Source organism: Mesorhizobium sp. M7A.F.Ca.AU.002.02.1.1 (genome assembly GCF_003998535.1).
Taxonomy (GTDB): Bacteria; Pseudomonadota; Alphaproteobacteria; order Rhizobiales; family Rhizobiaceae; genus Mesorhizobium; species Mesorhizobium ciceri.
Window position 1 is genome coordinate 1 of sequence record NZ_RZPB01000092.1, and the last position, 12,629, is coordinate 12,629.

Annotated in this window: 10 protein-coding genes and 2 pseudogenes; 10 read left to right on the top strand and 2 right to left on the bottom strand. The window is 62.7% G+C overall.

Annotated features, from left to right (window positions below; genetic code table 11):
• From EN879_RS08690 to EN879_RS08700, 3 genes are all read left to right on the top strand, one after another.
• Nucleotides 1-823 (top strand): cation:dicarboxylase symporter family transporter (locus tag EN879_RS08690; protein ID WP_127274009.1); only part of this gene is annotated, 823 nt, incomplete at its 5' end.
• 171 nt (nt 824-994) lie between these two features.
• A complete protein-coding gene (locus EN879_RS39800) occupies nt 995-1,279 on the top strand; it encodes a thioredoxin domain-containing protein (RefSeq protein WP_224570942.1) in 285 nt (94 codons plus the stop codon).
• A 732-nt stretch (nt 1,280-2,011) separates the two neighbouring features.
• The gene (locus EN879_RS08700; protein ID WP_063169241.1) at nt 2,012-3,013 is read left to right on the top strand and encodes a zincin-like metallopeptidase domain-containing protein; all 1,002 of its coding nucleotides are present in this window, start codon (nt 2,012-2,014) and stop codon (nt 3,011-3,013) included.
• A gap of 157 nt (nt 3,014-3,170) precedes the next feature.
• Here EN879_RS08700 and groL read toward each other — a convergent pair whose 3' ends face one another.
• Nucleotides 3,171-4,826 carry a chaperonin GroEL gene (groL, locus tag EN879_RS08705; protein WP_013532389.1) on the bottom strand — a complete coding sequence of 552 codons (1,656 nt, stop codon included), beginning with the start codon at nt 4,824-4,826 and terminating at the stop codon, nt 3,171-3,173.
• 65 nt (nt 4,827-4,891) lie between these two features.
• Nucleotides 4,892-5,185, bottom strand: a pseudogene (gene groES, locus EN879_RS08710) (co-chaperone GroES); the annotation flags it as partial.
• A gap of 1,420 nt (nt 5,186-6,605) precedes the next feature.
• On the opposite strand from groES, the gene EN879_RS08715 reads away from it, so the two are divergent.
• The 7 genes and pseudogenes from EN879_RS08715 to EN879_RS08745 form a co-directional block, all read left to right on the top strand.
• On the top strand, nt 6,606-6,929 hold the full coding sequence (locus tag EN879_RS08715) for a DUF736 domain-containing protein (RefSeq protein WP_127274010.1): 324 nt from the start codon (nt 6,606-6,608) through the stop codon (nt 6,927-6,929).
• A 181-nt stretch (nt 6,930-7,110) separates the two neighbouring features.
• Nucleotides 7,111-7,380 carry a helix-turn-helix domain-containing protein gene (locus EN879_RS08720; protein WP_024505645.1) on the top strand — a complete coding sequence of 90 codons (270 nt, stop codon included), beginning with the start codon at nt 7,111-7,113 and terminating at the stop codon, nt 7,378-7,380.
• Nucleotides 7,377-7,925 carry a S26 family signal peptidase gene (locus EN879_RS08725; protein WP_024505646.1) on the top strand — a complete coding sequence of 183 codons (549 nt, stop codon included), beginning with the start codon at nt 7,377-7,379 and terminating at the stop codon, nt 7,923-7,925. Before EN879_RS08720 ends, EN879_RS08725 begins: the two co-directional genes overlap by 4 nt.
• A complete protein-coding gene (locus tag EN879_RS08730) occupies nt 7,913-8,596 on the top strand; it encodes a lytic transglycosylase domain-containing protein (protein WP_024505647.1) in 684 nt (227 codons plus the stop codon). The genes EN879_RS08725 and EN879_RS08730 overlap by 13 nt, the downstream gene beginning before the upstream one ends.
• Before the next feature lie 178 nt (nt 8,597-8,774).
• Nucleotides 8,775-10,745, top strand: a complete 1,971-nt coding sequence (gene rlxS / locus EN879_RS08735) for a relaxase/mobilization nuclease RlxS (protein WP_063169238.1) — start codon at nt 8,775-8,777, stop codon at nt 10,743-10,745.
• Nucleotides 10,746-11,100: 355 nt separating this feature from the next.
• The gene (locus EN879_RS08740) at nt 11,101-12,087 is read left to right on the top strand and encodes an ATP-binding protein (RefSeq protein ID WP_024505649.1); all 987 of its coding nucleotides are present in this window, start codon (nt 11,101-11,103) and stop codon (nt 12,085-12,087) included.
• A gap of 17 nt (nt 12,088-12,104) precedes the next feature.
• A pseudogene (locus EN879_RS08745) lies at nt 12,105-12,629 on the top strand (hypothetical protein); the annotation flags it as partial.

Genomic DNA, 12,629 nt, shown 5'->3' on the forward strand with positions numbered 1-12,629 from the left:
TGTGGCCACGGCTCACGAGCAGTCCGTGACCAGCTTCCTGATGAACATCATCCCGTCAACGATTGCCAGTGCCTTCGCGGAAGGCGACATCCTGCAAGTCTTGTTCCTCTCGGTCCTGTTCCTCTCGATCCTGTTCGGCGCGGTCTGCCGCTACAACGGCCGCTCGCTCTTCTCTCTCGTCCGATACATCAAGGACGAGCTGCTGCTCGCAATGTCCTCCTCAGAGGCCGCGCTGGCCTCGCTCATGGAGAAGATGGAAAAGGCCGGCGCCACGCATTCGGTCGTGGGTCTCATTCCATTCAATCTGGACGGCACGAATATGATGCTCGCCGCCCTTTTCATCGCCCAAGCGACGAAAACTGATCTCCCGATCGGCTGCCGGATCCTCATGCTGTTTGTCGCATTGTTCCCTTCGAACGGAACAACCCGCATTACCGGTGCAGGCCTCGTCACAATGGCTGCAACGCTCTTTCTTGTTCCGGCCGCACCGGTCACCTCCGTGGGGCTTATTCTTGGCGTCGATCAGCTTATGTCCGAATGCCACGCGCTGACGGTTTTTCTCCGCAGCGTAGCGGCAACGCTGGCTGTCACCCGGTCCGGGGCGAGCGGGATAAACGACGATTCGGGGAGCGCCTCACTAGCGGACCGTTCAGCGCTCTGGCGGTGGACGGTCAAGTCGCCCGGCGTGGTGAACACAATTCCCCGTGCGAACGACGCTCAGCTATTGGGGTGGACCCGATGGCGCAAAGCCGTATTTGAGAAACCGCCAGATCGCACCGGCACCTGTGCGCCTGTAGCAACTGCGGGGCACGATCAAAACTGACCCATTTTACACCAAAAAGGCGGCCGTTGCTGCCACGCCGTCCATGGATTGGAGACTCATGTCTAAGCCGACTGCCATCACTGTCGCAGCTCTTCTTTTACTCCTCGCCTTGCTGGCGAGCCAATATAGCGCGAACCTGCACCGGCAGGCGTGGTCGACCGACAGGCAAAAGTGGAGCGGCGCATTCGACAACGATCTCCTTCGCCAATCGCCGGCAACCCGCAAGGCGATGCCGTTCTGGTCATATTCAATGACTACCACAACTGTCCGCATTGCAGACTGGCTGATATCAACTACCAAAAAGCCTTCAAGCATGAGCCCAATCTGAAGCTTGTGATCAAACAGTTCCCGGTCCTGGGACCGGATTCCCAATTCCCAGCCTTCGCCGCACTCGCCTCGAGAAAACAGGGAAAGTTCGACGAATTCCACCGCGCCCTTATGATTTCCCCCAGTTGAAGGGTCACTCTCAAGATCGCAGCGCGTGTAGGCCTTGACGTTGAGCAGCTCAAGCGGGAATGCAAGATCCGGCCATCGCAGATGAAATGCGCGCGTCCGCGCACTCGCGAAAGGTCTGCACTTAGACGGTACGCCCGCGTTGGTGGTCGGCGATATAGTGGTCGCCGACCTTGTGGACATGGCCAGCTTGCAACGCTTGCATCGCCGATGCGCGCTCAAAGCGTGCTGGCTCTCGTGCGGGGCAGCATCTGTAGACCGGCCACGCTGTTGTTGCCGGAGCGTGCCGTTTGTGGCAGCTGGCTTTGCTGTCGCTCCTCGTAATCTTGTTGCGGTCATCCAGCTGCCGTGGGCGCCAACAACAATCCTGAGCGCCCGCGCCTGAAGTCGCTGGCCGGGTGCTCGTGAACCGAGCCCGCTTTTCTTCGGCAAGCTCAGGCGGTCTTGGCCCTGCGGCATCGCCCCCTGGCGCGGGGCAGCCTTCGGCTGCTGACGGTCGCCGGCCTGTCGGCCGGCGTCTTTCTATTGTGGCCTTCCCCCTGGCGCAGGGTGGGCAGCACTCCCTTCTAGGCCCGCCGCGGCGTCCCGCAACCCTTCGCTTGTCGCTTTCGGGTCCTCCACTCCGTTCCGGTCCTGCTGATGCAGTCCGCCTCCGACGGCGGGCCTTTCCGGTCGCTTTTGCCGCCCACCCCGCTTCCGGGGAGGGCGCGCGATTGTAGAGCGGAGGACATCACGATGCGTGCAAACAACAAACGTTGCGGCAGCCGACAGGCTGGCGCAGACAGCGGCGGGCGCACCGGCGCCAGCCTTTATCAGGAAATCACCGACCGCATCATTGCCGAACTGGAGCGCGGCACCGTGCCATGGGTCAAGCCGTGGGGCAGGGCAAGGACAGGCCTCGGCCTGCCGCGGAATGCGGCCACCCAGCGCCGATATTCCGGCATCAATATCCTGATCCTGTGGGGCGCGGTCATCGAGCGCGGTTTCCCCAGCCAGAACTGGCTCACCTTCCGGCAGGCGCTTTCGCTTGGCGGCAATGTCAGGAAGGGCGAGCACGGCACCACCATCGTTCACGCTGACCGCTTTGTTCCCAAGAACGAAAAGCAACGCGCCGACACCGATGGCGACGAACCGCAGGCGGTGCCCTTCCTGAAGCGCTTCACCGTCTTCAATGTCGCGCAGTGCGATAATCTGCCCGAACATCTTTACGCCGCCGGCGAGCCTCTGCCTGAGCGCGAGATGGTCCCGCAGGCCGAGGCGCTCATTCATGCAACCGGCGCTGATTTTCGCGTCGGCGGCGAGCGCGCCTTCTACATGCCCGGCAGCGACACCATACAGGTGCCGCCGCAGCCGGCTTTCTTCCACCAGATCGACTATTACCGGACCTGCTTTCACGAGCTTGGCCACTGGACCGGCCACCCGAGGCGACTCGCGCGCGACCTGTCCGGCTCCTTCGGGTCCAACACCTATGCGCGCGAGGAACTGGTCGCCGAAATCGCATCAGCCTTCATCTGCAGCAGTCTCGGCATCGAGCCGACCGTGCGCCATGCCGACTACATCGGCTCATGGCTGACGGTTTTGCGCGAGGACAACCGCGCCATCTTCCGCGCCGCAAGCCATGCCTCGAAAGCCGCCGATTTCCTGCTTGGCCGCAATGTCGATGTCGAAGGCGAGGCACATGCCGAAACCGCCTATGGGAGCGCGCAATCCTCACACGCGACCGCCTTGCGCCTCTGATGACGCAAAGCCGCGCGCAACCAACTCGACAGTTCTTTTGAGGTTGCCCTAACGCCGATGGCCGGCGTTGGCGTCGATCGTTCATCGGACCGAGGTTCGCAAAAAAAGAGGGCGGCATTGATGCCGCCCTCTCGTTGCGAAAGCTGCCAGAGCTGGATTAGAAATCCATGCCGCCCATGCCGCCCATGCCGCCGCCGCCCATGCCGCCAGGCATGCCGCCGCCAGCCGACTCCTTCTTCGGAGCCTCCGCGATCATGGCTTCGGTGGTGACCAGCAGGCCGGCGACCGAGGCCGCGTCCTGGAGAGCGGTGCGAACGACCTTGACCGGATCGACGATACCCATGGCGATCATGTCGCCATAGTCGCCGGTCTGGGCGTTGTAGCCGAAGGTCGCGCCCTTGTTCTCAAGGATCTTGCCGGCAACGATCGATGCTTCCGCACCGGCGTTGGCCGCGATCTGGCGGGCCGGAGCCTGCAGCGCACGACGCACGATGTTGATGCCGGCGGCCTGGTCGGCATTGACGCCGGTGGCCTTGATGTTGGCCGAAGCGCGCAGCAGCGCGACGCCACCACCAGCAACGATGCCTTCTTCCACGGCCGCGCGGGTCGCGTTGAGGGCGTCATCGACGCGGTCCTTCTTTTCCTTGACTTCGACTTCCGTCGCACCGCCGACGCGGATCACCGCAACGCCGCCGGCGAGCTTCGCCAGACGTTCCTGCAGCTTCTCCTTGTCGTAGTCCGAAGTGGTCTCTTCGATCTGCTGCTTGATCTGGGCAACGCGGCCCTGGATCTCGGCCTTCTTGCCGGCGCCGTCGACGATGGTGGTGTTCTCCTTGGAGATCGACACCTTCTTGGCGCGGCCGAGCATGTTGAGGCCGACGTTCTCGAGCTTGATGCCGAGGTCTTCCGAGATGACCTGGCCACCGGTGAGGATGGCGATGTCTTCCAGCATGGCCTTGCGGCGATCACCGAAGCCCGGCGCCTTGACGGCAGCGATCTTCAGGCCGCCACGCAGCTTGTTGACGACCAGCGTGGCCAGAGCCTCGCCTTCGACGTCTTCCGAGATGATGAGCAGCGGCTTCGAGGTCTGCACGACGGCTTCGAGAACCGGCAGCATGGCCTGGAGGTTGGACAGCTTCTTCTCGTGCAGGAGGATGTAGACGTCCTCGAGCTCGGCAACCATCTTGTCGGCGTTGGTGACGAAGTAGGGCGAGAGATAGCCGCGGTCGAACTGCATGCCTTCGACGACTTCGAGTTCGGTCTCGGCGGTCTTGGCTTCTTCAACCGTGATGACGCCTTCGTTGCCGACCTTCTGCATCGCTTCCGCGATCATCTTGCCGACCGACTCGTCGCCATTGGCCGAGATCGTGCCGACCTGGGCAACTTCCTCGGAGGTCTTGATCTTCTTGGCAGCCTTGCCGAGCGCCGAGACGACTTCGGTCACGGCCAGATCGATGCCGCGCTTCAGGTCCATCGGGTTCATGCCGGCGGCAACGGCCTTGTGGCCTTCCTGGACGATCGACTGCGCCAGAACGGTCGCGGTCGTGGTGCCGTCGCCAGCGATGTCGTTGGTCTTCGAAGCAACTTCGCGGACCATCTGCGCGCCCATGTTTTCGAACTTGTCCTCAAGCTCGATTTCCTTGGCGACGGTGACGCCGTCCTTGGTGATGCGCGGGGCGCCGAACGACTTGTCGATGACGACGTTGCGGCCCTTGGGGCCGAGCGTGACCTTCACCGCGTCGGCGAGGATGTTGACGCCGCGCAGCATGCGCTCGCGGGCATCACGGGAGAATTTTACGTCTTTGGCAGCCATTTTTAGCTCCTGGCAGGGGCTTTGATCGAGCCCGGGAATTCAGTTGACGGAAAGGCCTGATATGAGCCGATGATGCCCATGATGTCGGATTCCTTCATGATCAGAAGGTCTTCGCCATTGAGCTTGACTTCCGTGCCCGACCACTTGCTGAACAGGATGCGGTCGCCGGCCTTGACGTCCAGCGGGACCAGCTTGCCAGCTTCGTCACGAGCGCCGAAGCCGACAGCGATGATCTCGCCTTCCTGCGGCTTTTCCTTTGCCGTGTCGGGGATGATGATCCCGCCAGCGGTCTTGGATTCGGATTCGACCCGGCGAACGACCACGCGGTCATGAAGCGGGCGGAACTTCGACTTTGCCATTTTCGGATTTTTCCCTGGTGCGCTGTTGAGGGGTTTTTGTTAGCACTCGCGATGGACGAGTGCTAACGCGATAGTGAGGTAGGCTGTAAGCGGGCACTCGTCAAGACGGACGAGGGCAGGCGAGGAGCTCTGGCCCCCTCCCCGGTGGAACCCAACGCATACGCGGCATCCGCGTTGATGGCTGCGAGCCCCACATTTCCATTGAATTCGGCGTCATGACGCCAACTTGCTCGCGCCGCTTCCAAGTCGTCAGTCGTGCTGCCGTCAGCACGAACATAGGGCTGCGCTTCACTTCCCGTCGAAGCCGCGGCAAGCAGCGTCGCCGTCAGCACGCTCCTTTGCAGATGCTTGCCAAAGGTGGACAGTGAGCGCACCTGCGCCGGGCTGTTGGTGCGAACGTAAGACGTCATTGACAACTCCTTTTTGCAAGTCGAGCCCCTTCTCCACCTTCGGCCGCCGTCGACGCGAAGAAGTCCGCATCGCGTTGAAGACGAGCTGCGAAAAAGAGAAAGATGTGTTTGATGGCTGCGGCCCCAACGGTGCCTTCAGATTTGAGATCACTTCCGCCGCGAGCGGCTGAAGCTCCTCGCAACGTCAAATCGAATCTGCTGCCAAGCCTCCAGGAAAGGAGAGCATTGCTCATCTCGCGCTTGTGCATGCAGTCAACCTTCGATCCGTGTTGCCACATCAAGAGCAAATGCCGTGCCAAAGCTCACTGGGAAGTGAACGCATGGCTCTCCCTGAAAACCTCACAAATCCAGCATGGTCAATTGTGCGGAACCCGACATGCGTCTTCTGCCACTGTCAGCTTTCGGACAGGCATGACGCGTTTCGCGCCGACCACCGGTCGATCGGTTTTGGGGCCGGTCTGTTCGCCTCATAAGAGCGCGTTACATTGCGTAGCGGTTTCCCGAGCGCCGCCACATGACACTGGACCTGCAGGTAGCACCGGCTTCTCATCCAGCCTTACTTTGGCCCCCTCGCGTATCAAATTCCCGCTGGCGAGCCCTGCTTTCATAGATCGCACCATGCCGGATGTCTGCTCTGGCGCCCGACCCGCTGGCACGATCTCGATCCGGCATAAGGGCGCAGCATCTTTGCAGGCCGTTTCATCCCGGCGTCCTGCTTGGCTGACAGACCGCACTTGGCGAGCGGTCTCCATGCTCTCTCCAAGGACCATCCCTGCGGCTGGCTTGTCGACCTATGGGCGGGTCCGGCCGCCCGAAACCCTCGCGCCATCAGCTTTTTTCCCCGCCGCCTGCGGCGGCTTCCTCGCGCCGCTTCGCTCACAAAAAAGCTGCCCGCTCGGGTCCTTCACTGTCGCTGCGGCCCTGTCGGATTCAGGCGGTCCTGACGCGCCCATTACGGTGCGCCATCGCAGGGGATGGTCCCCGGCGAAACCACAAAAGGAGACTTCGAAATGACCGCGATCGGTTACGTCAACAAGCAGGAAAACGGCGCCTACAAGGGCCAGTTCAAGACGCTCAGCGTCCGCGCCGACATCGATATCGTCCCCAACCAGGCCAAGAGCGCCGATAACCATCACGACTTCCGGGTGCTTACGCAAGGGGTCGAAGTCGGCGCTGGCTGGATCCGCACCGGCGAGACTTCCGGCAAGGATTATGTGAGCCTGTCGATTGCAGCGCCGGAGTTCGGACCGCGCAAGCTCTACGCCAATCTCGGCCGAGCCGCCGGCCAGGACGATCACGACACCTACGCCATCATCTGGAACCCGGCCGACTGACCGGCCGAGATAAGAGCCTCGCGCCGCAGCCCCGGCGCGGGGCTCATTCCCAGGAGTTCCACCCAAACCCCGTCCGCCCTAAAGGGCGGCGAAAACTCTCCCCCGACTCTTCGCCCGTCCCCGAGACGATCTCCCTCGCCCATCCTCGCCCTCGCTTGTCCGAAGCGAAACGAGGATCATCATGGACGACGAAAACGAACGCGCGGCCCGCGCGAAAAAGGGCAGCCCGTTTCTCAGCACAGCCCAAGCCGCCTTCTATATCGGGCTCTCCCAGCGCACGCTCGAAAAGATGCGGCTCAAGGGCGGCGGCCCGAAATTCCGCAAGCACGGCCGCTATGTCCGCTATCACATCGACGAACTCGACCATTGGTCGAAAGGACACCCGCAGCACTCCATCGCCGGCGATGGCAAGGCCGGTTCCGGCCAGGGCGGCACGGGAGGCCGTTCATGAGGCGGCGCCCTTCCATCCATCTGATCGGCAGCCGCCTGAGGCGTGTTCGAGCCCGTAAGACGGTCGCCTTGGCCGCGGCCGGTCTCGGTCTTTTGGGCTTCACGGCGCTGGGAAAGCCCGCCCCTTGGCTGGTCTGGAACGCCTCGGCCAGCGCGCCGATCGGCCTTTACCGCATCGCTGCGGGAGCGCTGGCGCGTGGCGATCTCGTGCTCGTGCGCCCGCCTGAATACGCGGCGTATCTCGCCGCCGAGCGCAGCTATCTGCCTCGCAATGTGCCGCTGGCAAAACGTCTTGCAGCGCTGCCGGACGATAATGTCTGCGCCTTCAATGACGCCATCATCATCGGCGGCGACATCGTCGCGCGCCGGCTCAAAATCGACGCCGAAGGCCGACCTTTGCCATGGTGGAACGGCTGCCGAGCGCTCGGGGATAACGAGGTTTTCCTGCTCGGCAGCGACAAAAACCGCTCCTTCGACAGCCGCTATTTCGGGCCTGTTCCCACTCAAAATGTCATCGGGAGGCTCGTACCACTATGGACCGAGTGACCCTCCTCTTGTTGGGCATGATCGCCATTGCGCCATGCGCCTGTTCCGCCTCGACCGGCGCTGAGCCGGTCGCCATCTCCCAAAGTCCGCAGCTGCGAAAGTGGCAGACGTTGGTATCGGAAGCAAGCCGGCGCTTCCATATTCCCCAAGCCTGGATCTATGCCGTCATGGCTGCCGAAAGCGGCGGCAAGACAATGCGCGGCGGCCGCCCCATCACCTCCCCCGCTGGCGCCATGGGCCTCATGCAGGTGATGCCCGGCACCTATGAAGAGATGCGGGTCGAACACGGCCTTGGGCCTAACCCCCACGATCCGCGCGACAATATCCTGGCCGGCACGGCCTATCTCAGTGCCATGTATGACCGCTTCGGATTTCCTGGCCTGTTTGGCGCCTACAATGCCGGTCCCGAGCGCTACGACGAGCATTTGAAGCGTGGCAAACCGCTGCCAGAAGAGACCGTCGAGTACCTCGACCAACTCAAGGCGGCCGGAGTTTCGGCGGCCGACATCGAGGCGTTCGAAAGCCAATCTGTCGCTCCAAAGGCGCAAATCGCTCCTCTCGGACGGTCGCTGTTCTTCATTCATGACGGTGTTCACTCAGGCGTGCGAAACGGCGATCTCTTCGTGCCGCTCGGCAAGGACGGCGCGCAGCCGAAGGAGCCGGTGCGTTAGCCATGGCGGACGGGGGCGCGTCTGGCGGGGCTGGGCGCGGAAGGCAAGATAAAGGTACCGCCTCCAGGAGGCGGTTAAATCTTTGTCTGCACATCGTTTTTCCGGGAGGCTGCCGCCGGTGCCAAGAGGGTTTGACGTGTAAGTGTCTGATTTTGCTTGATATGTCTGGGAGGCTCGCATTAAGGATGACGAGTTCAGGCCGAAGCTCGGCAAAATCGGGTCGCGCGGCTCGAAGGCCGGCAAACGCTATGCCGGCCAGGTTCGTGCGGCGATCAACCGGGCTGGCGGCCGGCCGCAACGCGGTGGTCGCTTCACAGGAAGCCGGACAGGGCGCGGCGGGGCGGCCGCCGCACTGCTGAAATCGCGCGACCGGTATGCCGCCTTCCGCCAGCGCCGGGTGATCGTCAAGGCGCGGGTCGTCAAGCTCGCCGGCAAGGGCGCGGACGGGGCGCGTGCCCATCTACGCTATCTTCAGCGCGACGGGGTCACCCGCGAAGGTGAACCTGGCGAGCTCTACGGCGCCGACAGCGGCCGCGTCGACGGCAAGGCGTTCATCGATCGCGCGGACGGCGACCGCCATCAGTTCCGCTTCATCGTCGCTGCCGAAGACGGCATCGAGTACGACGACCTCAAGGCGCTGACGCGGCGGCTCATGGCGCAGATGCAGGAAGACCTCGGCACGAAGCTCGACTGGGTCGCGGTCGATCATTTCAACACCGGCCACCCGCACAGCCACATCATCGTCCGTGGCAGGGACGACCGTGGCGAGAACCTGGTCATCGCGCGCGAATATATCTCATCTGGCATCCGCGAGCGGGCGGCCGAGCTGGTCAGCCTCGATCTCGGTCCGCGAACCGACCGCGAGATTGAGCTTCGCCTGCGCCGGGAAATGGAGCAGGAACGCTTCACCAGCATCGACCGTCGGCTGCTCAGCATGCGTGATGATGACGGCCTGGTCTCGCCGGGCGGTCCCGACGCCATTCGCCAGACGCTGCACCAGGGACGGCTGCGCAAGCTCGAGCGGATGGGTCTGGCCGCGGAGGTCGGCGCTGGCTCCTGGCGCCTCGACGATGAGCTCGAAGCCACGCTGCGCCGCACCGGCGAACGCGGCGACATCATCAAGACCATGCACCGCGAACTGACCGGCAAGGGGCTTGCCCGCAGGGCCGCCGACTGGGTGATCCACGATCGATCCGGCGAGCCCGTCCAGTCTCTCGTCGGTCGCGTTGTCGCGCGTGGACTGGCCGACGAGATCAATGACCGCCATTACATGATCGTCGACGCCGTCGACGGTAAGAGCCATTGGATCAACATCGGTAGAGGCGAGGCGATGGAAACGATGCCTAATGGCTGCATCGTGCGTGTCGCGCCAAGGAACACCGAGCCGAGGCAGGTCGATCGTACCATCGCCGAAATCGCCGCCGCGCATGGCGGCCGTTACGACGTCGATATGCACCTGAAGCATGACCCATCCGCCACCGAGAGCTTTGCGCGAACGCATGTGCGGCGGCTGGAGGCGATCCGCCGCGCGACCGGCGGCGTTGAGCGAGAGCCGAACGGCACCTGGCTCATCGCGCCGGACCATCTCGATCGCGTCGCGAATTATGAGGGCCAGCGGGCCAGGGCCGAGCCTGTCGTTGCCGACAAGCTCTCCTCAATGGCGCTGGAGCGACAGGTCAGCTTCAACGGCGCCACCTGGCTCGACCGGGAGCTGGTTGCCGATAGACCCGAGCCTTTGCACGGATCCGGCTTCGGCCGCGACGTGAGAGAGGCGCAAGCTCGCCGGCGGCAGTGGCTGATCGCGCAAGGCCTCGCGCATAAAGAACAGGATGGGATCGTCTATCGAGCCAACATGCTTTCGATCCTGCGCCAGCGAGAACTGAACCGTGTTGCTGGCCAACTGTCGGAGGAACTTGGCCTGCCCTATGCCGAAGCGCGATTCGGAGGACGAGTAGAGGGTACGCTCCGCCGCTCCGTCGAGCTTGCCAGCGGAAAATATGCCGTCGTTGAAAAGTCGCGCGAGTTCACGCTGGTGCCATGGCGGCCGGTGCTTGAGCGCCATGTGGGCAAGGAGGTCTCCGGTGTCGTGAGTGGGGAGGGGATTTCATGGACCGTCGGCCGGCAAAGGAGCGGACCTGGTGTTTCGTGAGATGGTGTACAGCTTTTTAGCCAGCGGCGCGGGCAGCCATGCGAGCCCGCGTAGACCTTATGGCCGCACGCCCGCAATCGGTCGCATGGACCTGCCAGGCGGGGCGGCTTTGGAGCGTTCGGACCCGACACGCTGCGTGAGTGGCCAGACTTCGAGCGCTCGAAGATGCGGACTGTTGTCTGCTGGCCGGCGTTATTCCGGCTGGCCTATGACCGCGGCGCAACAGTTCACCGCTGAAGTTGCCACGGGCGAACATCGACAAGAGAAAAAACACCATTGCGCGTTACAAATCGCCGTTGAAAGCGTTTAGGTTGCATGCGCTTCGCCAAGTAAACGGATACCCCAGAAGAGAGCCATGACCACGGCCCGCCATATCGTGACGCTGCTTAAAAGCCACATTGCCGGCGACGAGGATCGTTTCCTCTCTATCGCGATGCAGCTTGCTGCGCATGAGGCACGTCAAGGCCATGGCAAGCTTGCTCAGGAGCTCAAGGATCTGGTCGACGCAGCCAAGAGCAGGGACGCCCGGATTGCCAAGAGCAGTCGGCCGGTTCCCCTTTTTCAGCCAAAGGGCGAACTCGCAGGCCTCCTGCATGTGCGCTATCCGGACCTGCGACTGACGGACATGATTTTGCCGGACAGTCTGCGCTCGCGCCTGCACCGCGTGCTGGGAGAGCAGCGCCAACAAGCAAGCTTGCGCGAGCACGGGCTTGTTCCCCGTCGCAAACTGCTTCTGGTCGGCCCGCCAGGATCAGGCAAGACGATGACCGCATCGGCATTGGCCGGGGAGCTTCATCTGCCCCTTTTCATGATCGTCCTCGATGGTTTGATCACCAAGTTCATGGGAGAGACTGCCGGAAAGCTGCGGCTTGTTTTTGATGCAATGCAGGCGACGCGGGGCGTCTACTTCTTTGACGAATTCGATGCCATCGGCGCGCGTCGAGGCGAACGCCAGGATGTTGGCGAGATTCGGCGCGTGCTGAATTCGTTTCTGCAGTTTCTCGAGCAAGACGACAGCCACAGCCTGATTATTGCGGCAACAAATCATCCCGAGCTGCTCGACAGAGCTTTGTTCCGCCGTTTCGACGATGTCATCGAATACGCCGTGCCCGATCGGCCGATTATCGAGGCGCTGCTTCGGGCTCGACTCGACCGCTTCGACACCAGAGGGCTTGCCTGGAACGAGGCGATCTCTCAGGCAGAGAGACTGTCGCAGGCCGAGATCACCCGCGCGGCCGACGACGCTGCAAAAACCATCATATTGCGGGGGGGGAAGCGGATCACCTCGGAAGCGCTCATCGACGCTCTGAAGGAACGCCGGCAGGCTTCGCTGTCTGAGTAGCGACAGCACAGATCATAATGGCAGACGATTTTCCGCGCGACCGCGCCCATATCCACCTTCGCAACAACGGCATTCGGGAAGCCTATCGGCGGCCCAACCAACTTATACATGCACCGCCGCTGCCGGCGCGTGATCGGGCGTCGCATGCTGCGGCCTTGACGCAATCCATCGAACAAGCGGTCGAAAGTGCACGCCAGCAGATTGCGGCGCGTGACCCCCAGCTGTCGGTCGGCACGCCTGGCTTTTACCTCGAGATCGATCTGCCCATGTCCGGACGGGCGGCCCTCGACCAGTTGGCCGATCGTCGCCAGCACATGGAGCTGGTCGCCGTCCATGAGCCAACTCAACCCGGTGCTCCCATCACAGCGTCGGTGTTCCTGCCGCAAAGCGCGCAAGCCTATTATTTGCGGAAAGTCGAGGCGTATCGAGACGTTGACACTGACCGCGGCAGACCGCGCAACGAGCCGCTCGTCTCCCGCATGGAGACAGTCAGGCTGGCGACTGCACGATCGTTGTTTACCGACCACGACGACCTCTTCCCC

Bases quoted from the DNA above. Each gene is read 5' to 3' on its own strand.
- EN879_RS08700 (WP_063169241.1), top strand. From the start codon at position 2,012: ATGCGTGCAAACAACAAACGTTGCGGCAGCCGACAGGCTGGCGCAGAC.
- groL (WP_013532389.1), bottom strand. From the start codon at position 4,826: ATGGCTGCCAAAGACGTAAAATTCTCCCGTGATGCCCGCGAGCGCATG.
- EN879_RS08715 (WP_127274010.1), top strand. From the start codon at position 6,606: ATGACCGCGATCGGTTACGTCAACAAGCAGGAAAACGGCGCCTACAAG.
- EN879_RS08720 (WP_024505645.1), top strand. From the start codon at position 7,111: ATGGACGACGAAAACGAACGCGCGGCCCGCGCGAAAAAGGGCAGCCCG.
- EN879_RS08725 (WP_024505646.1), top strand. From the start codon at position 7,377: ATGAGGCGGCGCCCTTCCATCCATCTGATCGGCAGCCGCCTGAGGCGT.
- EN879_RS08730 (WP_024505647.1), top strand. From the start codon at position 7,913: ATGGACCGAGTGACCCTCCTCTTGTTGGGCATGATCGCCATTGCGCCA.
- EN879_RS08740 (WP_024505649.1), top strand. From the start codon at position 11,101: ATGACCACGGCCCGCCATATCGTGACGCTGCTTAAAAGCCACATTGCC.